The following is a 24,819-nucleotide window of genomic DNA, read 5'->3' as shown; positions in this document are numbered from 1 at the left end:
CCTCTGTTGTCTCGTCAGGCCCTAGCATGAGCTTGACTTAATATCTCTCATAGAGAATATTTCTGACAACACGTTCTCTGCAAGAGATTTGAGGTGCTTGATGGATCTGGCGGTATTGGAAATTTTTCGTGCGGTAGCGGAAGCGCAAAGCGTGACGCGAGCGGCCGCGGCCCTGAATCGCGTGCAGTCGAACGTCACGACCAGGATCCGGCAGCTTGAGGACGAACTGGGTGTTGAGCTTTTCCTGCGTGATGGAAAACGCATGAAACTGTCCGAGCGTGGCCAAGAGTTCCTTCTATACGCTGAGCAGATCCTTGCACTCACAGAACAAGCGAAGCAGTCCATGCACCCAGATAGCCCATCAGGCCCCTTGCGCCTAGGGACAATGGAAAGTACTGCTGCCAGTCGCCTGCCACAGAAACTGGCTCGCTTTCACCGCGAGCATCCAGAGGTGGAGTTGACCGTTACAACCGGACCGACGGGGCGAATGCTTGATGCTGTGATGGAGCGGCGTGTGGATTGTGCGTTGGTCGCACAACCCTCTTCCCTCAAGGATGGGCGTTGGGAAGCAGAGCCGTTCCCGCCTGAAATTGAGAGCCTCCCAGTCTTCACCGAAGAACTCGTATTGGTGTTGCCTGAAGGTCATCCGGTAGTGAATGGGCCCGATGATGTGTCGTTGACGACACTAGGCGGTTTCGCCTCCAGCTGTTCATACCGCCAAATCGCCGAGCAGTGGTTCAACAGCGGGAAGGGACATCCTTTTCGAGCTTTGAAGGTGCAGGAACTTGGGTCGTATCACGGAATACTGGCGTGTGTGACGGCCGGGTCGTGCTTTGGCATCGTGCCGCGTTCCGTACTAGAACTGATTGGCGGCACGACGAACCTGACGCTGCATCCGATTATGCAGACTGATACCCAGTTGGTTTGCCGTGCTGGCTACAACACCCCGGCCTTCAAATCGTTGCGAGACCTGCTGCTGACCTGATTCATCCCGCTTGGCCTTGGCGGCGTTTTCGGAACTCAGCCACCTTATGACGGTTCCCGCACAAGGCCATGCTGCACCAGCGTCGCTTATGAGATTTGGTTCGGTCATAGAACATGAGTGAACAGTCCGGGCTCTCGCATTTCCTGACAAGACTGAAATCACCTTCTGCCAGCAGCTCTGCTGCTGAGTACGCCAACCTGGCGAGCTGGCGGCTGGATTCATCTTTGTGATGAAAACGGTCCAGCTCTGGTTGATGAGCAACCCATGTCAACTGCGGTACGGCATCACGCAAGAAACTGTTGAGCACCGAAGGGTCGGCGTCGCGTTCTTCGCGCCGTGCATGAACAAGGACTTCAACCGCATCCCGCAGGGTGCGGAGGTTCGATAGGAGCACTCCGCCTTTCGCTGACGGTAAAGATGCAGGACCAAATCCAGCTTGAGCCAGCCATGTAGAGGCTTGCTCATCACTGTTCAAAAGGTCATCCTTCCGCCAGTTCGAATGCCATTTCACGGCGTCACCCGGGCCGCGTTACTTCAGGTCGTTCTCCCGAAGAATCTTGTCGTAGGTGCCATTCGCCTTGATCGCGGCCAGCCCCTTGTTGAACTGGTCGATGAGGAGTTTGTGGCGCGGGCTGCTCAAACTGCTGGCTACGTGCATTTGTTGGCTGGACAAGCTGTTACGGGTGAACTCGATCTGTTGCATCAGGCCAGGCGCATTGTTCTTGATGATCCAGCGTGCGACTACCTCGTCCTCAAGCGTCAAATCGATTCGCCCGCGAACCAGTTTCTTGATGTTTTGCAGGACTTTGGAAACCTCGGGCCGAGAGAAATGGGCGGCATTGAGGAAGTCGTCGCCGTAGCCATAGCCTTTGACAATCCCCACCGTTTTTCCGGTCAGGCTTTCCAGGCCGTGGTATTCGAACGGATCACCCTTGCGCTTGATGAACTTGATCTCGCTCCTCATGTAGGGCTCGCTGAACAGTAGGAACGCCGCCCGCTCTTGCGTCCACCAGGCATTGGGCAGGATGTCGTACTCGCCGTTTTTCACGCCGCTGACCGCTCGCGCCCAGGGAACGAAGCGCATGTCGACCGTGTAGCCCTGGGTGGCATACGCGGCCCGAACAATCTGCAAGCTGATCCCCTGCGAAGGGTGCGCCGGATCGGCAAAGGGGGGATAGGCGTCGGCTGCCGCGATGATGGTCTGCGTCCAGGCAAAGGCGGAGAACAACAGGCCGAACGCCAGGATAAGAACACGCGGCATACGCTTTCTTCTCAAAGGTGGAGAGAAGCCCCGGTAGCCAGTTTAGTCAATTCCGGCCATGGAGCCGGGGCGGCACGCCCTCCCCTCGCACCTTCGCGAGATCAGACCCAATCACACCATCGCCACGAACCGGGTCACACTGACTACCTTCCTGCGCTTCTTGCGGCGGCGCGCCGCCAGGGATGTCACGACCTTCACGCCAAAACGCTTGGCGGGTACCCAGACGTTGACAAGATCGCTCATGAGCAATCTCCTCACGTTGCTGTTCCTGTTGTAATCGACAGGTCCGCGTTGGCAATGATTCAGGCTTCCTGCCAACCGGTCTGGACCGGGTGCGCTGTGCGAACCGCCGGAGCGCACGGCGCACCCTACCCGCTCGTGCATTCGAATCGTCACAGGCAGAATCGATTCTGTTGTCAGCCCGTACGCGCGATGTTGCGCATGGCCCTGATTTCCGCGTGATTGCGCAGGACGCCTTCGTACTGGCGCTGGACCATGGCGCGGATCTCGGTGGGCAACGGCTGATGCAGGGCCTCGGCGTACTGCTTGGCCGCCAGGGTTTCGTCGCGCTCGGCCTCGTCGAGGATGAGCTGTTCGTCCTTGCCGGAAACCAGGGTTTTAAGGTCGACCCAGCGACGATGCAGTTCGCCGCTGACGCTGGCGCTCTGCCCGGGCCTGCCGCCCAGTTCCACCACTGAACGCTGCAACTCGGTGGCTGCATTGCGGCAGTCTTTCGAACGGGTGGTGAACCATTCCTGCAGGTCCGAGCGCTGGACGTCAGCGGCACAGGCCGTGAAGTCGGCTTCGCCGTCCTTGCAGGTCTCGATCAGGGTATTGAGGGTGCGGATGATGTCTTCACGATCGTCTGGGTTGTCCATGGGGCAAGCTCCCGGCCTGGCGCCGACGATGCCGCGCCGAGCCAACAGGTGGCTGAAAGGCCCGCGAGGGGCCTACCTCATTCCGACGCGCTGCCGTGGCAATTCGTTCAGTCTGATTTCTCGGGCGCCAGGGCCGCCCTCTCCTGGCGGCGCTGCAGCTGGAAACGCCGGCGGTCGATGAGGTAGACCGCCGCGCAGGCGTACAGGGTGACGGCGATGAACAGCGCCATGCGCACCGCGAAGGCGGTGTAGACGTCCTTGCCGGACTCGCTGTCCTGCACCGACTGGCCCAGCAGGATGATCAGGGTCACCAGGGTGTTCATCCAGAATCCCGGCGTCTGCCGGGGCGCCGCCAGGGCATAGAGCCGCCGGCCCAGCACCAGGCCGAATAACAACATCCAGAGAAAGAACATCCACAGGTGCGGGAACAGGCTCAAGGCGCTCCAGAACAGGATCGCAAGCAGGCCGCCGAGCAGCGTCGAACCCAGCAGTTCGCGGCCGGCGGTGCGGGCCGAGGTGCCACAGACCTGCTGACCGAGGCTGACCGACTTCATGATCAGCGGCATGTAGCTGTTCGGGTCGATCAGCGCGAGAAGAAAGGCCGGCAGCACCACCAGCGCGGCGCGCAGGGCGATCCAGGCGGATTCGCTGGCATCCAGCACCGGACGAGGTCGCGCCGCTGGTGCATCGGCGGGCTCCGGGAACAAGGCGTGGCTGACCAGGGACACCAGCACGGCCAGCAGCATGCCCTTGGCCAGGGCCTCGATCACGGTGACTGCCAGGGGGAAAAGAAAGGTGCCTGCCGCCGAGATCATCGTCAGGCCGACCACGAGGAACTGCGTCACCAGCGGATTGCCGCCGCGCAGGCCATGGCGGAAACACAGGAACAGGCACAGGCCCACCAACAGCACGCCAGCGGGTGGCGCGTGTTGCAGCAGCGGGATCATCAGCAGACCGCTGCCGGTGGTGAGCATGATGACCAGGGCCAGCGCCGGGGCGGCTTTCAAGGGCAATGGACGGTTGTTCGTCACTAGCAGCAGGAGCACGAAGATCGGCGCCAGGAAGGGAATCGGCAAGGCCATGCCGAAACTCACCGCCAGGGCCAGGGCGACGCCGCTGGCCAGGCGCAAGGCGCGCCGGCCGCGCGGGTCTTGCTCAGTAGGCATAGGACAGCCAGCTCATCAGGCGGATGAACACGCGGCCCAGGGGATTGAGCGGATTGCCCTCGATGGGGAAGGCCATGACCTCCGCCTGGCCGCCAACGCGCAAGCCACGCAGTTGGTCCAGCTCGCCGGGCGCGAATTCCACGATGACCGGAAAGCGCTGCGCCGGTCGCAGCCAGTCGCGGCTGTTCTCCACCGTCGGCAAGGTGCCGGGTGCCGGTGCCTGGCCCACGCTGACGCCGTAACCGACGCTGCGCACCCGACCTTCGAACACCCGGCCCGGAAACGCATCGAGCACGATGGCCACTGGGCTGCCCACCTCGACGTGGCCCAGGTTGTTCTCGGTCATCTCGGCGCTCAGCCAGAGGTCGTGGATGGCGATCAGGGTCATCACCGGACTGCCTGCCCCGACGTATTGGCCGACGTCCGTGCGCAAGTCGGTAATCAGTCCGGCGGAACGTGCCTTTACACGCGTATTGGTCTCGTCGAGCTGGGCCTTTTCCAACGCGGTGGCGGCGCTGCGCAACTGTGCGTTCTCCTCCTCGCTGCCCCCCTGCTGCTCCCGCGCCCGCTGCACTTCGGCACGCGCCGCAGCTACCTGGCTGATGGACTGCTCCAGGGTCGCACGCGCCACTTCCAGGCGACGCACGGAGATGGTGCCCGGATCCTCCCGGTAGAGCCGTTCGAGGCGGTCGCTGTCCTGGCGGGCCTTGATCTCATTGGCCTGGGCGGCCCGCAGCGAGGCCAGCGCCGAGTCGATGGCGGCGGTACTGGCACCGATCTGCCGACGCATGGTTTCCAGGTCGGCGCGGGCGCGATCGGCGGCGATACGGTACTGCTCCGGGTCCAGCTCGAAGAGCACGGCGCCCGCCTCCACGTCCTGGTTGTTGCGCACATTCACCTTGGTGACCCTTCCTGCGACTTCCGCCGCCACCGGTACCACAAAGGCCTGCACGCGGGCCTGCTGGGTATAGGGGGTGAAGCGGTCCGCCAGCAGATACCAGGCCAGCGTCAGGACGATGACCAGCGCCACCCAGCGGGTTCCCTTCGCCGCCGCATCGGGCTTGCCCGTGGGTTCGGGCTGGCTCGGTGCTTCGGCCTGCGATTGCTCGCTCATTCTCGTTCACCTTGTTCGCTATCTGTGACCGGCCGGGCCGGAGGCGGCTCGTCCAGCAGGTCGTCCCAGTCGGTCCGTTGCTGCATCTCTTTGCGGGTGGCGTCGTCGATCATCGGGCCATCCCGGTACCAGCCGCCGCCGAGGGCCTTGTACAGGCCGATCAGGTTGCTGACGGCATCGCTGCGGCTGAGCAGGTAGTTCTCCTGCTGCTGGAACAATTCGCGCTGGGCGTCCAGCACCCGCTGAAAGTCGGCGAAACCCTCGCGGTACTGGGCATTGGCCAGGTCCAGGGAGCGCAGCGCGGCCAGGGCGCTCTCTCGGCGGATGCGCTCGCTGTCCAGCGCCTTGGATAGACCGGTGGCGGCGTCGTCGGCTTCCCGCGCCGCCTGGCGCACGCGGTCGCGATAGGCCTCGATCAGCTGCTGCAGTCGGGCGTCCTGCACCCGCACGTCGTTCTTGATGCGGCCGTGGTCGAAGACGTTCCAGGCAATGCCGGGGCCGGCGACCAGGTCCAGGGTGTCCGGCACCCCATCGAGGGTCGAGGCGCTCCAGACGATGCTGCCCAGAAGTGTCACCGAGGGATAAAGGTCGGTTTCGGCAACGCCGATCAAGGCCGACTGGGCGGCCACCGCCAGTTCGGCGGCACGCACATCCGGGCGGCGCAGCAGCAGGTTCGCCGGCACGTCCTGCAGGACCGCGCGGTCCAGCAGCGGCACCTGCCCTTCCCCGCCCGACAGTTCTGGCAGCGCTCCGGGCGGGCGGCCGAGCAGTACGGCCAGGGTGTTGCGCGTCCGCTGGAGCTGCGCTTCCAGGTCCGGGATGGTCGCCAGGGTGCCCAGGTACTGGGTCTTGGCCTGCTGGAAGTCCAGCTCCGAGCTGTCGCCGCTGCGGAACAGGCGTTCGGTGATTTCGAAGCTGCGCTTCTGCCGCTCAGCGTTCTCCTGGGCGATGCCCAGGCGGGCTTCGAAGGTGCGCATGACGAAATAGGTATCCGCCACCTGGGCTCGCAGGAGCACCAGGACGTCCTCGTAGTTGGCACGGGCGGCGAAGTAGGCGGCGTCGGCAGATTCGATGGCGCGGCTGAAGCGTCCCCAGAAGTCCAGTTCCCAGGCGATATCGAACCCTGCGCTGTACTGCCAGGAATGGGTGTCGCGAGGGTTCTGGCCTCCGGACTGATCACGGTCCAGGTAGAGGCTGTCGGCGCTGGCCTGCTGGAACTGCGGATAACGGCCACTCACGGCGATACCCAACTGCGCACGGGCTTCCATTACTCGCAGGCCGGCAATTTCCAGGTTGGGGTTATGGGTGTCCGCCTCGGCGATCAGCGCATCGAGGATCGGGTCCTCGAATACCTGCCACCACTGGATGAAGTCTGGCTGCGGGCGGTTGAGGCTGACCTGTTCCACCGCCGTGCTGCTCCAGTGCTCCACCCAGGGCTCGCGAGGCGGCTGGAAGTCCGGGCCCAGGCGCACGCAGCCGCCAAGACCCAGGGTACCCAGCAGCAGAAGGCGCAGGCAGGCGGAACGAGCCATGGCGCCCAATCCGGATCAGGCCGCCCTCTCCTCTTCCTCCGCGTCTTCCTGTGCCTTTGGCTGGTCCTCCACCCAGTGCCAGAACAGCATGTAGCCCACCGCCAGGATCACCGGGCCGATGAACAGCCCGATGATGCCGCCGGTGACCATGCCGCCCAGGGCGCCGATCAGCACCACCGGCATTGGAACGTTCACGCCCCGGCCAAGCAGGAGCGGCTTGAGGATGTTGTCGGACATGCCGGCGACGAAGCTGTAGACGGCAAACACGATGGTGCCGAGGCTGGCCCCTTCGGTTGCGAAGACGAAGATGATCGCCGGAATCGTGATCAGCACCACCGGCAACTGCATGATCCCCAGCAGCAGGACCATCAGCGCAAGAAGGCCGGCGCCCGGAATGCCCATGAACACGAAACCCAGCCCCACCAGCAGCATCTGGATGAACGCGATGCCCACCACGCCCTGGGCCACGGCTCGGATGGTCGCGGTACACAGCTGGGCGATCTGCGGTCCACGATCCAGCCCGGAAATCCGCGAGGCGATCTTCACGGCGTTGCGGTGACCATTCTCGCCGAAGGCCATGAAGATGCCGCCGACGATCAGCGCGGCGATGAACAGCAGGAAGCCCGCACCAACGCCGGCCAGCTTGCCGAACAGGCCCAGGCCGAATCCGCGCAGGTGCGGCAAGAGTTGCTTGATCAGGCTGGTCAGGTCGCTGGAAGCGCGCTGCCAGAAGTCAAACAGCGGCTGGCCGATCAGCGGCCAACTGGCAACGGATTCGTTGGGCGCCGGCACGTGCAGCTCCCCGCTCTTGATCAGTTCGATGGCCGCCTGCACCGACTCGGCCATGGACGCCGCCAGCAGGTAGATGGGCACCATCAGCAGGATCAGCGAGACGACCACGATCAGCGTGGCCACATGCCCGTCACGCAGGCCCAGGCGGGATTTGATCCTCAGATGCAACGGATAGAAGGTAACGCCCAGGATCATTGCCCAGAGCATCAGGTTCAGAAAGGGACGGAACACCTCGTAACAGGAGATGGCGAGGATCGCCACCAGCCCCGCTCGAATGAACACATCCATCAATCCGCGGGACAGGATCCTTTCTGAAACGGCATTCGGCAGCATTTGGCTCTCCTTCTGCGGTGGCATTCGAGCGAGAACAGCCGGACCTGGAGGCAGTCCGGCGGGCAAGAGGCGGAGATCGTCCAACCGCGCCGGGCCCGATCCAAATCATTTCGGTCCAATGATCATCATTTCTGCCGGGGCCGGCCTCGACATCCCTTTCGGGTCAAGCGCGCTGCAGCGTTGGCCTTCCACTGCCATACAACTGAGTTCCAGCATAGTCGCTGCACGGGAGCTGGCAGGCACGTTGCCGGGCCCTGTAGGAGCCAGCTTGCTGGCGAAACGGGGCCATTGGCAGGCAAGCCAGCTCCTACGGGTTACGCCCCTGGGCTGGCGAATGCCGGGGCAAGGCGCATGAGATCGCCGCGGCCATCAGGATGAACAGCGTGGACATCCACAGACAGGCTTCCAGCCCCTGCACCTGGTAGACCCAGCCGGACAGCAAGGTACCCAGCAACCGGCCCAGGGCGTTGGACATGTAGTAGAACCCCACGTCCAGCGACACGCCGTCTTCCTTGGCGTAACTGACGATCAGGTAGCTGTGCAGCGACGAGTTCACCGCGAACAGCACGCCGAACAGCATCAGGCCCCCCAGCAACACCGCCTGGCTTGACCAGCCTGCTGCCAGTCCGATGGCAATGCCCGCCGGCACCACGGCCAGCGAGGCCGCCCAGGCGAAGGCCGCGCGACCATCCGGGACATGGTCACGCTGCTTGCCGGTGATGGCTGGCGCCACGGACTGCACGATGCCGTAGCCGATGATCCAGGCGGCGAGGAAGCCGCCCACCAGCCAGAAATCCCAGCCAAAGACGGTGCTCAGGTAGACCGGCAGCGCCACCACAAACCAGACATCGCGTGCGCCGAAGAGAAACAGCCGCGCCGCCGAGAGCGCATTGATCGCCCGGCTTTTCGACAGGATGTCGCGGAACTTCGGCTTCGCCTTGGCCTTGCCCAGGTCCTTTTTCAGTGTCACCAGACTGCCAAGCCAGATCAGCGCCAGTACCACCGCCATGGCCAGTACCGCCCCCTTGAAGCCCAGCAGTGCCAGCAAGGCGCCGCCCAGGAAGAAGCCGACGCCCTTCAAGGCATTCTTCGACCCGGTGAGGACCGCCACCCAGCGGTACAACCTGCCCTGCTGGCTGCCCGGCACCAGGAGCTTGATCGAGCTCTTGGCGCTCATCTTGTTGAGGTCCTTGGCGATGCCCGAGAGCGCCTGCGCCCCCATCACCCAGGAGATGGTGAGCCAGGCGGTCGGCACAACCAGCATCAGCAAGGCAATCACCTGCATGCCGAGACCGATGTTCATGGTGCGATTCAGACCCAGGCGCGCGCCCAGGTAGCCGCCCACCAGGTTGGTGATGACACCGAAGATCTCGTAGAACAGAAACAGCGCGGCGATCTGCAGGGGCGTGAAGCCCAAGGTGTGGAAGTGCAGCACCACCAGCATGCGCAGCGCGCCGTCGGTGAGAGTGAAGGCCCAGTAGTTGCCGGTCACCAGCAGGTATTGGCGCACTTCCGGGGAAAGGGCCGACAAGGCTTTCATGATCGCCATGCGCCCCGATCAGCCGGCCGAGCCGACCAGGCGGGCCAGTTCGACGGTGCGGTTGGCGTAGCCCCACTCGTTGTCGTACCAGGCGTAGAGCTTCACCTGGGTACCGTTGACCACCAGGGTCGACAGCGCATCGATGATCGAGGAGCGCGGGTCGGTGCGGTAGTCGATGGACACCAGCGGGCGTTCCTCGAAGCCGAGAATGCCTTTCAGCTCGCCATTGGCAGCCGCCTTGAGCAGTTGGTTGACCTCCTCCACCGTGGTTGCCCGCTCCACCTCGAACACGCAGTCGGTCAGCGAGGCGTTGGCCAGCGGTACGCGCACGGCGTGGCCGTTCAGCTTGCCGCGCAGCTCGGGGAAGATTTCGGCAATCGCGGTCGCCGAACCCGTGGTGGTGGGGATCAGGCTCATGCCCGAAGCGCGGGCGCGGCGCAGGTCCTTGTGCGGCTGGTCGAGGATGCTCTGGGTATTGGTAAGGTCGTGGATGGTGGTGATCGAACCATGGCGAATGCCGAGGTTCTCGTGAATCACTTTGACCACCGGCGCCAGGCAGTTGGTGGTGCAGGACGCGGCGGTGACGATGCGGTGCTGTGCCGGATCGAACAGGTGCTGGTTCACCCCCATGACGACGTTCAGCGCGCCCTCCTCCTTCACCGGTGCGCTCACCACCACCCGCTTCACGCCTTTATCCAGATAGGCCTGAAGCACGGCGACGGTCTTCATCTTGCCACTGGCCTCGATCACCAGATCGCAGTCCGACCAGTCGGTGTCGGCAATCGCCTTGTTGGCGGTGACCTGGATGCGCTTGCCACCGATCATCATGCAATCGCCCTCGGCGCTGGCCTCGTGATGCCAGCGGCCATGCACCGAATCGAAGTTCAACAGATGCGCGTGGGTCACCGCGTCACCCACCGGGTCATTGATGCGGACGAACTCGAACTCCGGCCAGCCCCAGGCGGCGCGCAGGGCCAAGCGACCGATACGACCGAAGCCGTTGATACCGACTTTGATACTCATGAAAGTGTGCTCAGTGATTACAGAAAAGGAAGGAAAGCGCGGCTACCTGTTGAAGCTGACGCTCAACAACAAGCGGCGGCTCGTTCCGGGCGGCCGCCCATCGCATCCAGCCGGGAAACATCCCCCGTCAGCCAGTCCTGGTTGGCCTCCAGTGCCGTGCTCAGCATGCTGCGCACCCAGGCGGGAAGGTCCGGGTGAAGGCGGTAGTACACCCATTGTCCCTGGCGCCGATCTGCCAGCAGCCCACCAGTGCGCAGTTGCGCGAGATGGCGGGAAATCTTCGGCTGGCTCTCGTCCAGCGCGCAGGTCAGCTCGCAGACGCACAGCTCACCCTCACGCGCGATGAGTAGCATCAGCCGAGCCCGGGTTTCATCGGCCAGGGCCTTGAACACGGTAATTGGGGTCTGGAGACTCGCCATGGAGGCCTCGACGTGGGATAGGGCAAAGGACATGGGGAAACGTGAATATATGGATTTCCGCATACAAGACAACTCCCACGACCGTCGAAGCACGAATGCAGACCTGCGGCGGGGTGGGCCTGAAATCGGTGCGCAGTCCACACCGAGCTAAAGAGGCAGACACCGGCAACAGCTCGCATCTCAGGCGCGGGTGCCGAGCACCACGCCTTGGGCACGCAGGTTTTCCAGCAGGGCCAGGCCCTGCGGCAGGACGGTTTCGGGCTCCGCGCCAATGGCCTGGGCGAGGGTTTCCAGGTGTCTTCGGCCCGGGCAACGCCTCTCCTGTAGTGACTCCAGCAGTGCATGGGCCAGGGGCGCGAGGCGCCAGAAATGCACCTTCTGGTCGGTGCCACGGCGCGCCAGTACCAGGGTCGGTTGCTCCGGCGCTTGCTGGGGCAGGTAGTCAGGGCCGATCTCGGTGACCGGCCACTGGTAAGCCAGGGGCCAGGCCAGGCTCGACAACACAGGCTCCCCTTCCAGCAGGTCGCCCTCGGGGTCATGGGCAGGCTCGCACCTGTCGCTCAGCAACAGTGCGGCCTCCACCCACTCGTAATGGGCCAGTTCCACCACCCAGGGCGGCAGATCGAGGAGGTCCCCTCCCCCTTCGGCCAGAAAGTCGACGAACTCTCCACAAATTTCGCTGAACAAGGGCGTCTTGCAACGGTACTGCGCGTAGAAAGTGTTGATCAGCGCCTGCCACTTCTCGGGGCCCAGGCTGGTGCGAAGCACCGGAAAGCCGCCCGACAGCAGCGACTCCACATTGCCGAAGAACAACTGCCGGTAAACCGCCAGACGGTGCGCCTCGATGCCCGGCGGCGGCGCGTTGTGCTGCGGGTCGCGCACGTAGCGGGCCAGGCTCATCAACTGGTCATGCAGGACCTCATGCACGGCGCACCTCCGGCCAGGCGATGGCGGCCTGCTGGCGCATGCGGATCTGTTCCACCTCACCCAGCAGTTCGGCCAGGGGCGGGATATTGAAGTCACGTTCCAGCAGGGTCGGCAGCACGCCGAAGCGCTGGTAGGCCTGTTCCAGCAAGGTCCAGACAGCACCCTTCACGGTGGCGCCGTGGGTATCGATCTTCAGGTCCGGCGCTTCGTCGTAGTGGCCGGCCACATGCAGGTACACCACTCGCTCCGCTGGCAGCGCGGCCAGGTAGGCGGCGGCGTCGTAACCGTGGTTGATCGCGTTGACATAGAGGTTGTTGACGTCCAGCAGCAGGTCGCAGTCGGCCTCCTCCAGTACCGCGCGGAGAAAGTCGATCTCCTGCAGCGCCTGATAGGGCGCGGCGTAGTAGGAAATGTTCTCCACGGCGATGCGCCGCCCCAGTGCATCCTGGGCCTGACGGATGCGCGAGGCGACATGGCGCACCGACTCATCGGTGAAGGGCAATGGCAAAAGGTCGTAGAGCTGGCCGTCGTCCGAGCAGTAGCTCAGGTGCTCGCTGAAGAAGGCCACCTCATGACTATCGAGGAACCCGCGGATGCGCTGGAGATACTCGCGATCCAGGGGGGCCGGTCCGCCAAGGGACAGCGACAGGCCGTGGCAGGCCAGCGGGAAGCGTTCGGCGAGACGGGCCAGGCCGTCACCCTGGCGACCGCCGACGTTGATCCAGTTGTCCGGCGTGCACTCCAGGAAGTCCACGGCGCCAGCGTCCATCTCCAGCAGATCGGGCAACAGCGCGCGACGCAGGCCGAGACCGGCGCCAGAGGGGAAGGAAGCAGTGCTCATGGGGGCATTCTCCAGGCGGTGGCCCCTCCCCCCGCCAGCGGCGCAGGGAGGGCAGGACGCGGCGGCTCAGTTCTTGGCCTTGCTCATGTTCACGAACAGCTCGGTGGGGACTTTCTTGCCGTTGGAGATGTACTGGTTGCTGCGGAACCTGTAGACCTCGCCTTCGGACAGGAAGCCGTCCTTGTTGGTGTCCATGGCTTCGAATTCCGCGCCACCGTTCGGGGCCACGGTCAGCAGCTCCTTGCGGGAAACCAGGCCGTCGCCGTCGGTGTCGGTACGGGCGAAGGAGGCGTCGCCGCACTTGCCTTCACCGCATTTGCCTTCCGCGGCCTTGGCACTGTCGTTGCCGGCTTCGGCGGCACCGCACTTGCCCTCGCCACACTTGCCTTCGGCCGATTTCCCGCTGGCTTCGGCGGCGCCACATTTGCCTTCACCGCATTTGCCTTCGGCAGATTTGTCGGCGGCGGCCAGCTGGTAACCCTGGGGCAGCGCCTCCACGGCGAAGGCAGCGGAACTGGCGAGGTTCATGCCGCCGGCCAGGGTGGCAGCGATCAGGCCGATGCGGGTCTTGTTCGAGATCTGGGTACGAGTCATGGTGCTTCTCCGGGCATGGGTAGCGGGCTTGGGAACCCCGGGCGAGGCGATTGGGCCTGCCTCGTTCGGGTGTGGCCATTTCGCCTCAGCCATGTATCCGCGGCGTATCCGCAACCGGAAGCATTTGTAAGCGAGCCAACAGGGCGAGGGCCCGGATACAAAGGGATACAGCGCCCTCGCCGCCCTTGCCCGGTGCCGGCTCGGAACCTTCGAGGAATCCTTTGTGCGACCTCTGCGGTGGAATGCGGCTAAAATTCGCTGTTCACTTATGTGAAACGCTCCGTATCCAGGGTGCGCTGATGGCTTCCATCCGCGTAACCCCTGATCCCTGTCGCCTGTTCGAACGGCCCCCGTGCCGCCCGTGCAGCGACTCGCCATCTGTACGAGTGCCTTGCCTTATGGAAGAAACCCCAACGACTCTGGTCCTGTTGCCGGGCCTGCTGAACGACGAGCGCCTCTGGGCGTACCAGGCCGCCGCCCTCGCCGATGAGGTGGACATCCGGATCCCCGACCTCACCCGGAATGACAGCATTGCCGCCATGGCGCGACGCGTGCTGGACGAAGTCCCCGGGCAGTTCGCCCTGGCGGCGCTGTCGATGGGTGGCTATGTCGCCTTCGAAATCATGCGCCAGGCCCCGGAGCGGGTCCTGCGCCTTGCCCTGTTCGACACCATGGCCAGCCTCGACTCGCCGGAGCGCGCCGCGACCCGCCAGGGGCTGCTGGAGCTTGCCGAGCGCGGCCGCTTCGTCGGCGTCAGCCCGCAACTGATGCCGCGCCTGATCCATCCCCGCTGGCTGGACTCCCAGGTATCGGCCACCGTGCAGCAAATGGCCGCGGCCGTGGGCAAGGACGGTTTCGTGCGCCAGCAGCAGGCGATCATCAAGCGCGCCGACTCCCTGCCCGTACTGGGCGATATCCAGGTGCCCACCCTGATCGTGGTGGGTGCCGACGACCAGCTCACGCCAGTGTCCGAAGCCTGGCTGATGCATGAACGCATCACCGGTTCGCGACTGGAAATCCTCGAAAATTGCGGCCACCTGCCGCCGCTGGAAGAGCCCGAACGCACCACCATCCTGCTGCGCGAGTGGCTGGCGGTCGAGTTCGATGGCCGCGGCGTGCGAGACTTCGTCTACACCTACTGACGCTGTATCAACTCGCCCTTGCGGCGGGTCCCATTCGCTGCCACACCGGTACGGGGGCGCGGCTGTCGCTCCCGTACCCGTGCCGGCTCAGGCCTTGGCGGCAGCCAGGAAGGCCCCTACGCGCCGGCCCATTTCCTCACCCAGTGCCTGCAGGCCACTCATGGGCCGGACCATCACCTCGAAGTCGACGATCTTGCCCTGCTCGTCGAAGCGAATCATGTCGATGCCCTTCAGCTCGCGCCCATCGACACTGGCGCTGAACTCCAGCACCACGCTGCAGCCATCGGCCGTGGCCAGCTGGCGGTGGTAGGTGAAGTCGACGAGAACCTTGAGCACGGTATTGAGGATGGTGGAAACCACCGTCACCCCCGGATAGGGCGTGTGGGCCATGGGCGAGCGGAACACCACGTTCGCCGCCAGGAGTTCGGGCAGGTCGCTGAGGTCTTGCCGCGCGACCATTTCGTGCCAGCGCTCCAGCGAGGCGGCGGCCAGGGGATGAAGGTTGAGTCCGGACATGCGGTATTCCTCCCGATTATTCTTCTTGTGAGGGCATGCCCGCCACGCAGCGCGCGGCGACAGCCTGGTGAGGAAGGACGATACGAGCCGGTCTACCCCGGCTCAATGATCGAAAATGACAGTCGAATGATCCTGGTGCACAACTTGTACGGCCCGCTCAGTGGCGAGCGCGGGTCACCAGGAAGTTCTGCAGTTGCGGGTCATCATCCACTTCGATGGCCTGCACCGGACGCGGCAACTGGTCCAGCACCGTCCGCCAGAAGGCGGCCGCCACCTCGTCCTGGCGATAGAAACGCACCAGCCAGTCGCCCTCCCCGCTCGTCAGCACCTGGGTGGCCAGGGCGCTGCCGATGCCCAGCCGGCGGTACTTCTTCAAGACGAACAGGTCGGCCAGCTCCAGGGCATCGATCCCCGGCAGCTCGCTGCGTTCGATCAGTAGGAACCCGGCAATGAAACCGTCCACCAGGATCAGTTGGGCGCTCCACTGCGGCTCCTGCCAGTAACGCGCCAGGTGCTCGTCGTGGATGTAGAAACGGCCGTCCACCTCCACGTCTTCCTGCTCCCAGTCCGACGACTCGTAGGCATAGAACTGGTAGAGGTTGCGGATCAGCTCGACGTGCTCCGGGCCGGTTTCCACCAGTTCAAGCGTGGCGTCGCTCATGGCCGGGCCTCATCGCAGCGATGACGGAGAACGGAGTCGCGGATCGAAGGCATGGGCATCTCGTTGAACAGGCATCCGGGTGGGGCGGGCATTCTAACGGAGCGGATGGATGCCTGTGATCGCCTCTGCGCTCGGGCTGGGGACGGGGTCCTACCAGCCCTTGACCCCGCTCATGTCCGGCAGCCGATGGGCGATTCCCTTGTGGCAGTCGATGCAGGTGGCCGTGCCGCCGGCCAGTGCCGTCGAGTGCATCTGCCGGGCCCTGACGCTCTGCCGGGTGAAGTCCATGAACTGGAAGTTATGGCAGTTGCGGCACTCCAGCGAGTCGTTGGCCTTCAGCCGCGCCCATTCGTGCTCGGCCAGTTCCCGCCGTTTTTCGAGGAATTTGTCGCGGCTGTTGATGGTGCCGAAGATCTTCCCCCAGACCTCCTTGGAGGCCTGCATCTTGCGGGCGATCTTGTCGGTCCACTGATGCGGCACATGGCAATCCGGGCAAGTGGCGCGTACGCCGGAGCGATTGCTGTAGTGGATGGTGTCCTTCAGTTCGACGAAGACGTTATCGCGCATTTCATGGCAGGAAACGCAGAACGTCTCGGTGTTGGTCGCCTCCAGGGCGGTGTTGAAGCCACCCCAGAAGACGATGCCCGCGAGGAAACCGCCCAGGGTGAGAAAACCCAGGCTGTAATGCACGCTCGGCCGGCGCAGGACTGTCCAGTATGGGCGAAGCAGATTCAACAAGGCTTTCATGCACACCTCACGGCGTTTGCCCGGCGCGCTGCACTTCGTCCTGCAGCACTTGGTCGATGGTGCGGAACCGGTTCTCCACCAGCGGTTTCACATCCGTCTGGGACACGTGGCACTGGTTGCAGAAGTAGCGGCGCGGGGAAACCGCGGCCAGTGCCTGGCCGTCACGGTCCATGTAATGGGTGATGCTGATCATGGGCGCCTGGGAGCGCGGGGCGTTGGCCCGGCTATGGCAGGACAGGCACTTGTTGCTGTTCATGTCCACCTGGTAGCTGCTGATGGCATGGGGAATGGTCGGCGGCTGGTCCGGGTAGATGCGTTCGCGTTTTATGTCCTTGTTCTCTTCGGCAGCCAGGGGCGGCGCCGGTTGCGTTTCGGCGAGGGTGCCTCCGGGCCGACGGCCGTTCGGCGCCGGGGCATCCAGTGGATAGTCGGCGGCCTGTACGCCGGCAACCAGCAAGGCAAGCAGCAGAGTCAGGGTCTTCATGATCGTGCTCCTTACGCCAGGCTGACCAGTTCGATGCGCACGGCGCACTTCTTGAAGTCGGTCTGCTTGGAGATCGGGTCGGTCGCATCCAGGGTGACCTTGTTGATCAGCTTGTTGGCGTCGAAGAACGGCACGAACACCATGCCCCGTGGCGGCTTGTTGCGCCCGCGGGTCTCCACCCGGGCACGGATTTCACCGCGCCGGCTGACCAGCCTGATCTCGCTGCCGCGGCGTGCCTGCAGTTCGCGGGCATCGTCCGGGTGCATGTACACCAAGGCGTCCGGCACGGCCCTGTACAGCTCGTCGACACGCTGGGTCATGCTCCCGGTGTGCCAGTGTTCGAGGACGCGGCCGGTGCTCAGCCAGAACGGATACTCCTTGTCGGGCACTTCGGCCGGCGGCTCATAGGGCAGCGCGAAGATGATCGCCTTCTTGTCGGGGTAGCCGTAGAACTGCACCCCACTCCCCTTCTCCACGTAGGGGTCGTGGCCCTCGCGGTAGCGCCAGCGGGTTTCCCGGCCATCGACCACCGGCCAGCGCAGGCCACGCTCCGCGTGATAGGCATCGAAGGGCGCCAGGTCGTGGCCATGACCGCGGCCAAATGCGGCGTACTCTTCGAACAGGCCTTTCTGCACATAGAAGCCGAAGGCATTCGCCTCGTCGTTGGCGTAGCCCTCGGCGACGTCGCTGACGGGGAAACGGTCGACCTGGCCATTCCTGAACAGCACCTCGAACAGGCTCTTGCCCTTCAGCTCCGGGGCCTTGGCCAGTAATTCCGCTGGCCATACCTCGTCGGTATTCAGCCGCTTGGAAAACTCCATCAGTTGCCACAGGTCGGACCTCGCATCCCCCGGCGCCTTGACCAACTGGTGCCAGAACTGCGTACGCCGCTCGGCGTTGCCATAGGCCCCCTCCTTCTCCACCCACATGGCGCTGGGCAGGATCAGGTCGGCGGCCTGGGCCGAAACCGTGGGATAGACATCGGAAACGATCACGAATGCATCCGGCTTGCGCCAGCCGGGAAGAATCTCCTGCATGACGTTGGGCCCGGCCTGCATGTTGTTGCTGACCTGCGTCCAGTACACCTTGAGCACGCCGTCCTTGAGCTTGCGGCTCTGCTCGACGGCGTGAAAGCCGGGTTTCTCCTGGATGGTGCCTTCCGGCAGCTTCCAGATTTTCTCGGCAGCGGCGCGGTGCTTGGGATTGGCCACCAGCATGTCGGCCGGCAGGCGGTGGGAGAAGGTGCCCACTTCCCGCGCGGTTCCACAGGCCGAAGGCTGGCCGGTAAGGGAGAACGGACTGTTGCCGGGCTCGCTGATCTTTCCGGTGAGCAGGTGGATGTTGTAGATCAGATTGTTGGCCCAGACACCACGGGTGTGCTGGTTGAAACCCATGGTCCAGAACGACACCACCTTGCGCTTGGGATCGGCATACAGCTCGGCCAGCGCCTGCAGCCGCTCAGCCGGCACCCCCGACTCCCTGGCTGCACGCTCCAGGGTGTAGGGTTTGACGAACTCGGCGAACTGCTCGAAGGAAATGTCGCTCCAGGTATTGGCCTTGGCCGCGTTCTGCGCCTTCTGCTCCAGCGGGTCAGTGGCACGCAGGCCGTAGCCGATGTCATCGGCGCCCTTGGCGAAGCGGGTGTGCCTGCTTACGAACTCCTGGTTGACCGCACCGCTCTGGATGATGTGGTTGGCGATGTAGTTGAGGATGATCAGGTCGGTTTGCGGGCTGAACACCATGGGAATGTCGGCCAGCTCGAAACTGCGGTGCTCGAAGGTCGACAGTACCGCGACCTTGACATGGGGATAGCTCAAGCGCCGATCGGTGACCCGGGTCCAGAGAATCGGGTGCATCTCGGCCATGTTCGAGCCCCACAGCACGAAAGCGTCGGTGGCCTCGATGTCGTCGTAGCAGCCCATGGGTTCATCCATGCCAAAGGTGCGCATGAAGCCCATGACCGCCGAAGCCATGCAGTGACGGGCGTTGGGGTCGATGTTGTTGGAACGCAGGCCGGCCTTCATCAGCTTGTTGGCGGCATAGCCTTCCCAGATCGTCCATTGCCCGGAACCGAACATGCCGACCGACTCGGGGCCATGCTCCCGGATCGCCGCCTTGTACTTCTCGGCCATGATGTCGAAGGCCTGCTCCCAGGACACCGGCAGGAACTCGCCCTGCTTGTGGTAGGCGCCATCCTTCATACGCAGGAGCGGCTGGGTCAGGCGGTCGCTGCCGTACATCACCTTCGACAGGAAATAGCCCTTCACGCAGTTGAGGCCCCGATTCACTTCGGCCTTGACGTCGCCGTGGGTCGCCACCACCCGGCCATCCCGGGTCGCCACCATGACGCTGCAACCGGTGCCGCAGAAGCGGCACGGCGCCTTGTTCCAGTCCAGCTTCGTACTCTCGGCATCGGTGATCAGGTTGCTGGCGGTGGTGACAATCGGCAGGCCGGCGGCAGCGACGGCGATGGCCGCGGCCTGCGCCTTGGCGAATTCACGGCGGGTCATGCTCATGGGGTGTCTCCTTCTGCGCTGAGGAGTTCGTGATAGACCAGTGCGGCACCGAGCACGCCAGGCAATTGCTGGATCTGGTCGATGCAATCGAGGATCTGTTGTTCATGCTCGACCTCGAGTACTACCACCAGCTTTCCCCCGGGGGAGTGACGGTGAACCTCCACCCCCGGCAACCGCTCGAGATTGGGCAGCAACGCGGGCATCAGCTCGGGACGACAATGAACCAGCAGGCTGGCGATATGCAGGGGGGCGGGCATGGAGGCATCAACTCCCTTCAAGCCGGCGGACCGGGCGGCCCCATGATCAGCTGCAGCATCCAGACGACGAAGCCGTAGCCGCCCACTATGGCGATCGACAACAGGGGAAACAGCAGGAATATCAGAAAGAGAAACAGGCGGGTTTCATGCCGCTTGTCCAGGCTGGATCTGCCTTTATCTTCCATTACGGCAGGCCTCTCGAATTTGTCTCTTGCAAGCCTAGCAGCTGTTTGAGAATCGCCCAGGTGCGCCGCTCAATCAAACCGAATGGACCGGCAGCCAGAATTGATCGGGTGCCTATACTGCTCTGACCGCCCGGGTCTGCCATGCGTGCCGTCCTTGCCGTCGAACCCTGGCGCAAAACCAGCAGTAACCCCTCACTTTTCTTGTCCCTCAGAAGACCAACAATGAAAAACTCAATCATCGTGCCGGCGGCGCTGGCTCTCTTCCTTGCAGGCTGTACTTCTTATTCATCGACTTCCGGCTCCGCTACTGGTCGCACGGAAGCATGCAAGGCAACCAGCGAGCAAGAAATCTCGGCGTTGTTCGATCGCTGGAATCGCTCACTGCAAACTGGCGATCCACACAAGGTCGTCGCCAACTATGCCGAGCGCTCCGTACTCCTTGCGACCGTATCGAACAAACCGCGACTGACCCCGTCCGAAAAGGAGGACTACTTCCATCACTTCCTGGAAAACAAGCCGGTGGGCACGATCGACTGGAGAATGATCGAGATCGACTGCAATTCAGCCGTTGACGCCGGGCTCTACACCTTCACGTTCGGCACTACCGGTGCCCAGGTGAAAGCTCGCTATACATACACCTACAAATGGGACGGACAGCAGTGGCTGATCACCAGCCATCACTCGTCAGCAATGCCCGAGAAGAAGTGAGGCGCCACGTGAGGGGCCATTCATGGCCCCGCACGCCTCTCGCGGCATCCATGCCGGACCCTGCATAACGATTTCGCGCGGAGTCCGGGAGGATTCAGGAGCGAGCTCTGCTCGCGATTCGCTGCGTGGGACATTCGCGAGCAGAGCTCGCTTGTACGGTGTCCTGGTCCGTCAGGGATGCAGCTCCCCCCTCCTAACTGCAACAGCTGACGCAGCAGCCATTGAAATCTCCCTCATCGACGTCACGATCGCTGCGCGCTTCATTGCCGTTGCGATGAACCTGCATCATCCTTGGGGCCGTCTGGCCAATCGCGCTGCCGTCGCCGCCCTGGCCGCTTTCCTGGATCCCCGATGAAAGACAACCAGCCCGAGTTCCTTGCGCAAGCCGCCCTCGCCACCTCCCGGCAATCGGGCTGGCGGCGCTGGCTGCCCGGGCTGAAGATGCTGCAGGAATACCAGCCGGCCTGGCTGCCGAAAGACCTGGTGGCGGGCCTGGTCCTGACCACCATGCTGGTGCCGGTGGGCATCGCCTATGCCGAGGCTTCGGGTGTGCCGGGCATCTATGGTCTGTACGCCACCATCGTGCCGTTGCTGGTCTATGCCCTCTTCGGCCCCAGCCGCATTCTCGTGGTCGGCCCGGATTCGGCTTTGGCGGCCATCATTCTCGCGGTGGTGATGCAGCTGTCGGGAGGCAATCCGATGCGCGCCATCGCCCTGGCCAGCGCCATGGCCCTGGTGTCCGGATTGGTGTGCATCGCCGCCGGCCTGCTGCGCCTGGGCTTCATCACCGAGCTGCTGTCCAAGCCGATCCGCTATGGCTACATGAACGGCATCGCCTTCACCGTCCTGATCAGCCAGACGCCCAAGCTGTTCGGCACCTCCGTCGATAGCTCGAATCCGCTTCTCGATATCTGGGAACTTGCCCAGTCGCTGCTCTCCAACCAGGTCAATTGGGCGTCCTTTTCCGTGGGCGCCGGCACCCTGCTGGCGATCCTGCTGCTGAAGCGATTCGAGCGGGTGCCGGGCATTCTCATTGCGGTGATCGGCGCGACTCTGCTGGTGGGCAGCCTGGATCTCTCGGCCAGCCACGGCGTCAAGGTGCTTGGGGCGATGCCGCAGGGGCTGCCGAATTTCGCCGTGCCCTGGCTGCATCCGGACGACCTGGTCACCGTGCTCATCGGCGGCTTCGCGGTGGCGCTGGTTTCGTTCGCCGACACGAGCGTGCTGTCCCGCACCTTTGCGGCAAAAAACCGTACGGCGGTGGACCCCAATCAGGAAATGGTCGCCCTCGGCGCCGCCAACCTGGCCACCGGGCTTTTCCAGGGCTTTCCCATCAGCAGCAGCTCGTCACGCACACCGGTGGCCGAGGCATCCGGCTCGAAGACCCAGCTCACCGGCGTGTTCGGCGCGCTGGGGGTTTCCCTGTTGCTGCTGCTCGCGCCCGACCTGCTCCAGCACCTGCCCAACAGCGCCCTGGCAGCTGTGGTTATCGCCGCAGCCATCGGCCTGTTCGAGTTCAAGGACCTAAAGCGCATCTACCGCATCCAGCAATGGGAGTTCTGGCTGTCGATGACCTGTTTCGTCGGCGTGGCAGTGCTCGGCGCCGTCCCGGGGATCGGCCTGGCCGTGGTCGTGGCGGTGATCGAATTCCTCTGGGATGGCTGGCGCCCCCACTACGCGGTGCTGGGGCGGGTCGACGGCATTCGCGGCTATCACGACATCAGTCGCCACCCCCACGCACGGGTGGTGCCCGGCCTGGTGCTGTTCCGTTGGGATGCGCCGCTGTTCTTTGCCAACGCCGAGCTGTTCCAGAGCTGCGTGCTGGACACCGTTGCCCAGGCGCCGGGCAAGGTGCGCCGCATCGTGATCGCGGCGGAACCGGTCACCAGCGTGGACGTGACCTCGGCGGACATGCTCGTGGACCTGGAGCAGATCCTGCGCAGCGCCGGTGTGGAACTGCGCTTCGCCGAAATGAAAGACCCGGTGAAGGACAAGCTCCGGTATCTGGAAGTGCTTGCCCGTATCGGCGCTGGCGACGAAATCTTCCAGCCTACGGTCGAGGCGGCCGTGGATGTCTATCTCGATGAGCATGGGGTGGACTGGACGCCTTAGCGCAGGGCCGGGTGACTCGATCCCGCAGGAGCCGGCCTGCCAGCTAATGTCCCGTTTTCGCCAGCAAGCCGGCACCTGCAAGGTTCTGATCCCGGGTGGGTCACTCCTCCAGCTTCAGCAGAGGCTGGCTCTTGTTCACCGTGTAGGTCGCCAGCTCGGCGGCGGTGGCGCTGCCGATGTTCTTCGCCACGTGGGGCGTGCCCGCGGGAATGAACAGGGAATCGCCCGCCTTGAGCACGATCGGCGCAAGGCCTTCCAGCTGGTATTCGAAGGTACCGTGCAGCACGTGGGCGACTTCCGCGCCCGGATGGGAGTGCCTGGGGGACGCGACGCCCGGATCAATGTCAACGCGGGCCTGGATGCTTTCATAGCCGGGCACTTCCAGGTCGTGGCGCGCCAGGTCGGTACGGTGAATGCCGTTCTGCCAGCTCGCCTGGCCGGCCCCGGATTGCGGCTGGGATTCCCCGGCCTGGGCGAGCCCGGCAAAAGCAAGCAGGGCCGCAGCGGTGGTGATGAAAGCTGAATGCAACATGGGCGGAGCCTCTCGTTCGAGCAGTGATGGAGGCTTCACCCTATCCCCGGCATCTGCCGGCCTTGTGTCGTAATCCGTGGGTTTTGCAAGTTCCCGTGTCGGGCCGGGAGGCGGATACAGGGGCTTACAAGGCAGGCCCTCCGGGAGAGTTCCAGAGGGCCCGCTGCGCCTGGCTCAGCGAACCGCTCGCACCGGGCGCGAATTGACCAGAGCTGCCTAGCCCAGCTGATCGATCATCACCGCATTGGTGTACACCAGGCTGCCGTCACTCTCCCGATGCCCCACCAGGTGGAAATGGCCGCGCTCGTCGCCCTTACTGAGGTAGACGCGGAATTGCAGGTCCGCAAGCGAGCCGCATTCGGAGGGCGTAACCAGTTCCATGTGCTCCATGTCGGCATCGAACAGCATCTCTGGCTCATGGGTCTTCTGCAGCCGCTCTTCCGCCTCTTCGAGCCGCAGGTGGTCGGCGTCGTTGACGTGGAAGTGCAGGTCCCCCATAGGGAAAGACTTCTCCGCGCCCTGGGGTTTGCACCAGCTTTTAATGGTCAAGGTATTCATCTGACAACCTCCTTTGTTGGGGCGTTGCCGCACCCGACGATCAATCAGCAGTTTAGACAAAGCCCGCCGGAAGAATGCGTCACTAATCGCCAAAGGCCGCGCACGGCAGGGGTTTCAGCCGTTCACAAAATCCGCCGATGCTATAATTTTCAAGTGAAAGAACCATGAATCCTCACTCATGTTCCGAACATAGCCTGCAGGAATAAACCCATCAGTTGCGGGAGACGGCACTCCACTTCGAACAAGAATCCGGAGGTGTGTGATGAATCGGCATTACTACATCAGTAACAACCTTGATGACCTTGAAACCCTCGAGTCCGAACTTGAGGCCAACGGCATCAATACCGAGCAGATCCATGTGCTGAGCGACAAGGATGCCGATGTGGAACAGCACCATCTCCACGATGTGAATTCCTTCATGAAACAGGACGTCGTCCACTCCGGTGAGATCGGCGCGGTGATCGGCGTGCCGCTGGCCGCCCTGATCCTCCTCGGCGCCTGGCTGGCGGGCTGGACCGAGACGCCGGCGGGCTGGGTGCCCTTCGTGTTCCTGGCCATCGTCGTGCTGGGGTTCTGCATCTGGGAAGGCGGGTTCTTCGGCATCCAGGTGCCCAATGCCCACTTCCGCAACCTCAAGGAAAAGGTCAAGGAGGGCGAACACATCTTCTTCGTCGATGTGGACCCGGACCAGGAATCCACTCTCGACCGCGTCATCCATCACCACCCGCAACTGCGGCTGGCCGGAACGGGGTCGGCCTCACCGCACTGGGTGGTCGCCTGGCTGCATCGCTGGCATCAGTTCAAGCGCACCATCTAAACCCTCTCCGCCATCCCCTCTCCCCCAAGGGAGAGGGGTGATCCCAGAGCGCCTCTTGTGGGGGCGAATTCATTCGCCAAGCAGGACGTAGTCCTGCCGTAGGTTGGTCCGAGGTACGAGGCCCAACACCGCAGCGCCAACCAATCGCGAATAAATTCGCTCCCACAATGGTTCGAAGC

28 protein-coding genes are annotated in these 24,819 nt (G+C 63.7%); 5 read left to right on the top strand and 23 right to left on the bottom strand.

The annotated features are described in order from the left end of the window. Positions 1 to 100: 100 nt before the first annotated feature. Positions 101 to 985, top strand: a complete 885-nt coding sequence (locus ACFW0B_RS08745; protein ID WP_449147538.1) for a LysR family transcriptional regulator — start codon at positions 101 to 103, stop codon at positions 983 to 985. Position 986: 1 nt separating this feature from the next. On the opposite strand, the gene ACFW0B_RS08740 is transcribed toward ACFW0B_RS08745, so the two are convergent. The 14 genes from ACFW0B_RS08740 to ACFW0B_RS08675 form a co-directional block, all read right to left on the bottom strand. Then, positions 987 to 1,496 carry a CGNR zinc finger domain-containing protein gene (locus ACFW0B_RS08740; RefSeq protein ID WP_449147537.1) on the bottom strand — a complete coding sequence of 170 codons (510 nt, stop codon included), beginning with the start codon at positions 1,494 to 1,496 and terminating at the stop codon, positions 987 to 989. A gap of 18 nt (positions 1,497 to 1,514) precedes the next feature. Further along, positions 1,515 to 2,246: a substrate-binding periplasmic protein gene (locus ACFW0B_RS08735; RefSeq protein WP_449147536.1), complete on the bottom strand. Its 732-nt coding sequence runs from the start codon at positions 2,244 to 2,246 to the stop codon at positions 1,515 to 1,517. A 111-nt stretch (positions 2,247 to 2,357) separates the two neighbouring features. Beyond that, the gene (locus tag ACFW0B_RS08730) at positions 2,358 to 2,489 is read right to left on the bottom strand and encodes a hypothetical protein (RefSeq protein ID WP_449147535.1); all 132 of its coding nucleotides are present in this window, start codon (positions 2,487 to 2,489) and stop codon (positions 2,358 to 2,360) included. Between the two features lie 173 nt (positions 2,490 to 2,662). Continuing rightward, positions 2,663 to 3,124: a PA2169 family four-helix-bundle protein gene (locus tag ACFW0B_RS08725; protein ID WP_449147534.1), complete on the bottom strand. Its 462-nt coding sequence runs from the start codon at positions 3,122 to 3,124 to the stop codon at positions 2,663 to 2,665. Positions 3,125 to 3,231: 107 nt separating this feature from the next. After that, positions 3,232 to 4,290 carry a DUF2955 domain-containing protein gene (locus tag ACFW0B_RS08720; protein ID WP_449147533.1) on the bottom strand — a complete coding sequence of 353 codons (1,059 nt, stop codon included), beginning with the start codon at positions 4,288 to 4,290 and terminating at the stop codon, positions 3,232 to 3,234. Continuing rightward, complete coding sequence (locus tag ACFW0B_RS08715) at positions 4,280 to 5,404, bottom strand: HlyD family secretion protein (protein ID WP_449147532.1); 1,125 nt, start codon at positions 5,402 to 5,404, stop codon at positions 4,280 to 4,282. The genes ACFW0B_RS08720 and ACFW0B_RS08715 overlap by 11 nt, the downstream gene beginning before the upstream one ends. Continuing rightward, entirely contained in the window at positions 5,401 to 6,936 is a 1,536-nt protein-coding gene (locus ACFW0B_RS08710; RefSeq protein WP_449147531.1) for an efflux transporter outer membrane subunit, read from the bottom strand. Before ACFW0B_RS08710 ends, ACFW0B_RS08715 begins: the two co-directional genes overlap by 4 nt. A gap of 15 nt (positions 6,937 to 6,951) precedes the next feature. Continuing rightward, complete coding sequence (locus ACFW0B_RS08705) at positions 6,952 to 8,061, bottom strand: AI-2E family transporter (protein WP_449147530.1); 1,110 nt, start codon at positions 8,059 to 8,061, stop codon at positions 6,952 to 6,954. Positions 8,062 to 8,368: 307 nt separating this feature from the next. Next, on the bottom strand, positions 8,369 to 9,601 hold the full coding sequence (gene arsJ, locus ACFW0B_RS08700; RefSeq protein ID WP_449147529.1) for an organoarsenical effux MFS transporter ArsJ: 1,233 nt from the start codon (positions 9,599 to 9,601) through the stop codon (positions 8,369 to 8,371). Between the two features lie 18 nt (positions 9,602 to 9,619). Further along, positions 9,620 to 10,624: an ArsJ-associated glyceraldehyde-3-phosphate dehydrogenase gene (locus ACFW0B_RS08695; protein ID WP_449147528.1), complete on the bottom strand. Its 1,005-nt coding sequence runs from the start codon at positions 10,622 to 10,624 to the stop codon at positions 9,620 to 9,622. Between the two features lie 62 nt (positions 10,625 to 10,686). Next, positions 10,687 to 11,043, bottom strand: coding sequence for a metalloregulator ArsR/SmtB family transcription factor (locus ACFW0B_RS08690; protein ID WP_449147560.1), 357 nt, complete (start codon positions 11,041 to 11,043; stop codon positions 10,687 to 10,689). Positions 11,044 to 11,223: 180 nt separating this feature from the next. Then, positions 11,224 to 11,970, bottom strand: a complete 747-nt coding sequence (locus ACFW0B_RS08685) for an HvfC family RiPP maturation protein (RefSeq protein ID WP_449147527.1) — start codon at positions 11,968 to 11,970, stop codon at positions 11,224 to 11,226. Continuing rightward, on the bottom strand, positions 11,963 to 12,811 hold the full coding sequence (locus ACFW0B_RS08680) for an HvfB family MNIO-type RiPP peptide maturase (protein ID WP_449147526.1): 849 nt from the start codon (positions 12,809 to 12,811) through the stop codon (positions 11,963 to 11,965). Before ACFW0B_RS08680 ends, ACFW0B_RS08685 begins: the two co-directional genes overlap by 8 nt. Positions 12,812 to 12,877: 66 nt before the next feature. Next, positions 12,878 to 13,405, bottom strand: coding sequence for an HvfA family oxazolone/thioamide-modified RiPP metallophore (locus ACFW0B_RS08675; protein ID WP_449147525.1), 528 nt, complete (start codon positions 13,403 to 13,405; stop codon positions 12,878 to 12,880). A gap of 398 nt (positions 13,406 to 13,803) precedes the next feature. On the opposite strand from ACFW0B_RS08675, the gene ACFW0B_RS08670 reads away from it, so the two are divergent. Continuing rightward, positions 13,804 to 14,547, top strand: coding sequence for an alpha/beta fold hydrolase (locus ACFW0B_RS08670; protein WP_449147524.1), 744 nt, complete (start codon positions 13,804 to 13,806; stop codon positions 14,545 to 14,547). Between the two features lie 87 nt (positions 14,548 to 14,634). Here the strand turns inward: ACFW0B_RS08670 and ACFW0B_RS08665 are convergent, their stop codons facing one another. The 7 genes from ACFW0B_RS08665 to napE all read right to left on the bottom strand — a co-directional run bounded on the left by ACFW0B_RS08665 (position 14,635) and on the right by napE (position 19,913). Further along, positions 14,635 to 15,063, bottom strand: coding sequence for a nuclear transport factor 2 family protein (locus ACFW0B_RS08665; protein ID WP_449147523.1), 429 nt, complete (start codon positions 15,061 to 15,063; stop codon positions 14,635 to 14,637). Positions 15,064 to 15,220: 157 nt separating this feature from the next. Further along, positions 15,221 to 15,724: a GNAT family N-acetyltransferase gene (locus ACFW0B_RS08660; RefSeq protein WP_449147522.1), complete on the bottom strand. Its 504-nt coding sequence runs from the start codon at positions 15,722 to 15,724 to the stop codon at positions 15,221 to 15,223. Between the two features lie 150 nt (positions 15,725 to 15,874). Further along, on the bottom strand, positions 15,875 to 16,471 hold the full coding sequence (locus tag ACFW0B_RS08655) for a cytochrome c3 family protein (protein ID WP_449147521.1): 597 nt from the start codon (positions 16,469 to 16,471) through the stop codon (positions 15,875 to 15,877). A gap of 7 nt (positions 16,472 to 16,478) precedes the next feature. Next, positions 16,479 to 16,955, bottom strand: a complete 477-nt coding sequence (locus ACFW0B_RS08650; protein ID WP_449147520.1) for a nitrate reductase cytochrome c-type subunit — start codon at positions 16,953 to 16,955, stop codon at positions 16,479 to 16,481. Between the two features lie 11 nt (positions 16,956 to 16,966). Further along, entirely contained in the window at positions 16,967 to 19,471 is a 2,505-nt protein-coding gene (gene napA, locus ACFW0B_RS08645) for a nitrate reductase catalytic subunit NapA (RefSeq protein ID WP_449147519.1), read from the bottom strand. Then, entirely contained in the window at positions 19,468 to 19,728 is a 261-nt protein-coding gene (locus tag ACFW0B_RS08640; protein WP_449147518.1) for a chaperone NapD, read from the bottom strand. The genes napA and ACFW0B_RS08640 overlap by 4 nt, the downstream gene beginning before the upstream one ends. 17 nt (positions 19,729 to 19,745) lie before the next feature. Next, positions 19,746 to 19,913, bottom strand: coding sequence for a periplasmic nitrate reductase, NapE protein (gene napE / locus ACFW0B_RS08635; RefSeq protein ID WP_449147517.1), 168 nt, complete (start codon positions 19,911 to 19,913; stop codon positions 19,746 to 19,748). Between the two features lie 222 nt (positions 19,914 to 20,135). On the opposite strand from napE, the gene ACFW0B_RS08630 reads away from it, so the two are divergent. Both ACFW0B_RS08630 and ACFW0B_RS08625 read left to right on the top strand, forming a co-directional pair. Continuing rightward, complete coding sequence (locus ACFW0B_RS08630) at positions 20,136 to 20,621, top strand: SgcJ/EcaC family oxidoreductase (protein ID WP_449147516.1); 486 nt, start codon at positions 20,136 to 20,138, stop codon at positions 20,619 to 20,621. Positions 20,622 to 20,972: 351 nt separating this feature from the next. Continuing rightward, a complete protein-coding gene (locus tag ACFW0B_RS08625) occupies positions 20,973 to 22,733 on the top strand; it encodes a SulP family inorganic anion transporter (RefSeq protein ID WP_449147515.1) in 1,761 nt (586 codons plus the stop codon). 100 nt (positions 22,734 to 22,833) lie between these two features. Here the strand turns inward: ACFW0B_RS08625 and ACFW0B_RS08620 are convergent, their stop codons facing one another. Both ACFW0B_RS08620 and ACFW0B_RS08615 read right to left on the bottom strand, forming a co-directional pair. Beyond that, a complete protein-coding gene (locus tag ACFW0B_RS08620; RefSeq protein ID WP_449147514.1) occupies positions 22,834 to 23,265 on the bottom strand; it encodes a cupin domain-containing protein in 432 nt (143 codons plus the stop codon). 216 nt (positions 23,266 to 23,481) lie between these two features. After that, positions 23,482 to 23,823: a hypothetical protein gene (locus tag ACFW0B_RS08615; RefSeq protein ID WP_449147513.1), complete on the bottom strand. Its 342-nt coding sequence runs from the start codon at positions 23,821 to 23,823 to the stop codon at positions 23,482 to 23,484. 262 nt (positions 23,824 to 24,085) lie between these two features. Here ACFW0B_RS08615 and ACFW0B_RS08610 point away from each other — a divergent pair, with 262 nt between their 5' ends. Continuing rightward, positions 24,086 to 24,640 carry a magnesium transporter gene (locus tag ACFW0B_RS08610; RefSeq protein ID WP_449147512.1) on the top strand — a complete coding sequence of 185 codons (555 nt, stop codon included), beginning with the start codon at positions 24,086 to 24,088 and terminating at the stop codon, positions 24,638 to 24,640. The last annotated feature ends 179 nt before the right edge of the window (positions 24,641 to 24,819 follow it).

The sequence above is a fragment of the Metapseudomonas phytobenefica genome, assembly GCF_043392685.1.
Taxonomy (GTDB): domain Bacteria; phylum Pseudomonadota; class Gammaproteobacteria; order Pseudomonadales; family Pseudomonadaceae; genus Metapseudomonas.
Note: the sequence above shows the minus strand (reverse complement) of the source record. Positions and strands in the feature narration are given on the sequence as shown.

Excerpts from the sequence above, each read along its gene's own strand:
- ACFW0B_RS08625 (WP_449147515.1), top strand. The coding sequence starts at position 20,973 with ATGAAAGACAACCAGCCCGAGTTCCTTGCGCAAGCCGCCCTCGCCACC.
- ACFW0B_RS08690 (WP_449147560.1), bottom strand. The coding sequence starts at position 11,043 with ATGGCGAGTCTCCAGACCCCAATTACCGTGTTCAAGGCCCTGGCCGAT.
- ACFW0B_RS08650 (WP_449147520.1), bottom strand. The coding sequence starts at position 16,955 with ATGAAGACCCTGACTCTGCTGCTTGCCTTGCTGGTTGCCGGCGTACAG.
- arsJ (WP_449147529.1), bottom strand. The coding sequence starts at position 9,601 with ATGAAAGCCTTGTCGGCCCTTTCCCCGGAAGTGCGCCAATACCTGCTG.
- ACFW0B_RS08610 (WP_449147512.1), top strand. The coding sequence starts at position 24,086 with ATGAATCGGCATTACTACATCAGTAACAACCTTGATGACCTTGAAACC.
- ACFW0B_RS08665 (WP_449147523.1), bottom strand. The coding sequence starts at position 15,063 with ATGTCCGGACTCAACCTTCATCCCCTGGCCGCCGCCTCGCTGGAGCGC.
- ACFW0B_RS08670 (WP_449147524.1), top strand. The coding sequence starts at position 13,804 with ATGGAAGAAACCCCAACGACTCTGGTCCTGTTGCCGGGCCTGCTGAAC.
- ACFW0B_RS08705 (WP_449147530.1), bottom strand. The coding sequence starts at position 8,061 with ATGCTGCCGAATGCCGTTTCAGAAAGGATCCTGTCCCGCGGATTGATG.
- ACFW0B_RS08710 (WP_449147531.1), bottom strand. The coding sequence starts at position 6,936 with ATGGCTCGTTCCGCCTGCCTGCGCCTTCTGCTGCTGGGTACCCTGGGT.
- ACFW0B_RS08695 (WP_449147528.1), bottom strand. The coding sequence starts at position 10,624 with ATGAGTATCAAAGTCGGTATCAACGGCTTCGGTCGTATCGGTCGCTTG.
- ACFW0B_RS08660 (WP_449147522.1), bottom strand. The coding sequence starts at position 15,724 with ATGAGCGACGCCACGCTTGAACTGGTGGAAACCGGCCCGGAGCACGTC.
- ACFW0B_RS08655 (WP_449147521.1), bottom strand. The coding sequence starts at position 16,471 with ATGAAAGCCTTGTTGAATCTGCTTCGCCCATACTGGACAGTCCTGCGC.
- ACFW0B_RS08745 (WP_449147538.1), top strand. The coding sequence starts at position 101 with ATGGATCTGGCGGTATTGGAAATTTTTCGTGCGGTAGCGGAAGCGCAA.
- ACFW0B_RS08725 (WP_449147534.1), bottom strand. The coding sequence starts at position 3,124 with ATGGACAACCCAGACGATCGTGAAGACATCATCCGCACCCTCAATACC.
- ACFW0B_RS08640 (WP_449147518.1), bottom strand. The coding sequence starts at position 19,728 with ATGCCCGCCCCCCTGCATATCGCCAGCCTGCTGGTTCATTGTCGTCCC.
- ACFW0B_RS08675 (WP_449147525.1), bottom strand. The coding sequence starts at position 13,405 with ATGACTCGTACCCAGATCTCGAACAAGACCCGCATCGGCCTGATCGCT.
- ACFW0B_RS08730 (WP_449147535.1), bottom strand. The coding sequence starts at position 2,489 with ATGAGCGATCTTGTCAACGTCTGGGTACCCGCCAAGCGTTTTGGCGTG.
- ACFW0B_RS08615 (WP_449147513.1), bottom strand. The coding sequence starts at position 23,823 with ATGAATACCTTGACCATTAAAAGCTGGTGCAAACCCCAGGGCGCGGAG.
- ACFW0B_RS08620 (WP_449147514.1), bottom strand. The coding sequence starts at position 23,265 with ATGTTGCATTCAGCTTTCATCACCACCGCTGCGGCCCTGCTTGCTTTT.
- napE (WP_449147517.1), bottom strand. The coding sequence starts at position 19,913 with ATGGAAGATAAAGGCAGATCCAGCCTGGACAAGCGGCATGAAACCCGC.
- ACFW0B_RS08720 (WP_449147533.1), bottom strand. The coding sequence starts at position 4,290 with ATGCCTACTGAGCAAGACCCGCGCGGCCGGCGCGCCTTGCGCCTGGCC.
- ACFW0B_RS08735 (WP_449147536.1), bottom strand. The coding sequence starts at position 2,246 with ATGCCGCGTGTTCTTATCCTGGCGTTCGGCCTGTTGTTCTCCGCCTTT.
- napA (WP_449147519.1), bottom strand. The coding sequence starts at position 19,471 with ATGAGCATGACCCGCCGTGAATTCGCCAAGGCGCAGGCCGCGGCCATC.
- ACFW0B_RS08630 (WP_449147516.1), top strand. The coding sequence starts at position 20,136 with ATGAAAAACTCAATCATCGTGCCGGCGGCGCTGGCTCTCTTCCTTGCA.
- ACFW0B_RS08715 (WP_449147532.1), bottom strand. The coding sequence starts at position 5,404 with ATGAGCGAGCAATCGCAGGCCGAAGCACCGAGCCAGCCCGAACCCACG.
- ACFW0B_RS08680 (WP_449147526.1), bottom strand. The coding sequence starts at position 12,811 with ATGAGCACTGCTTCCTTCCCCTCTGGCGCCGGTCTCGGCCTGCGTCGC.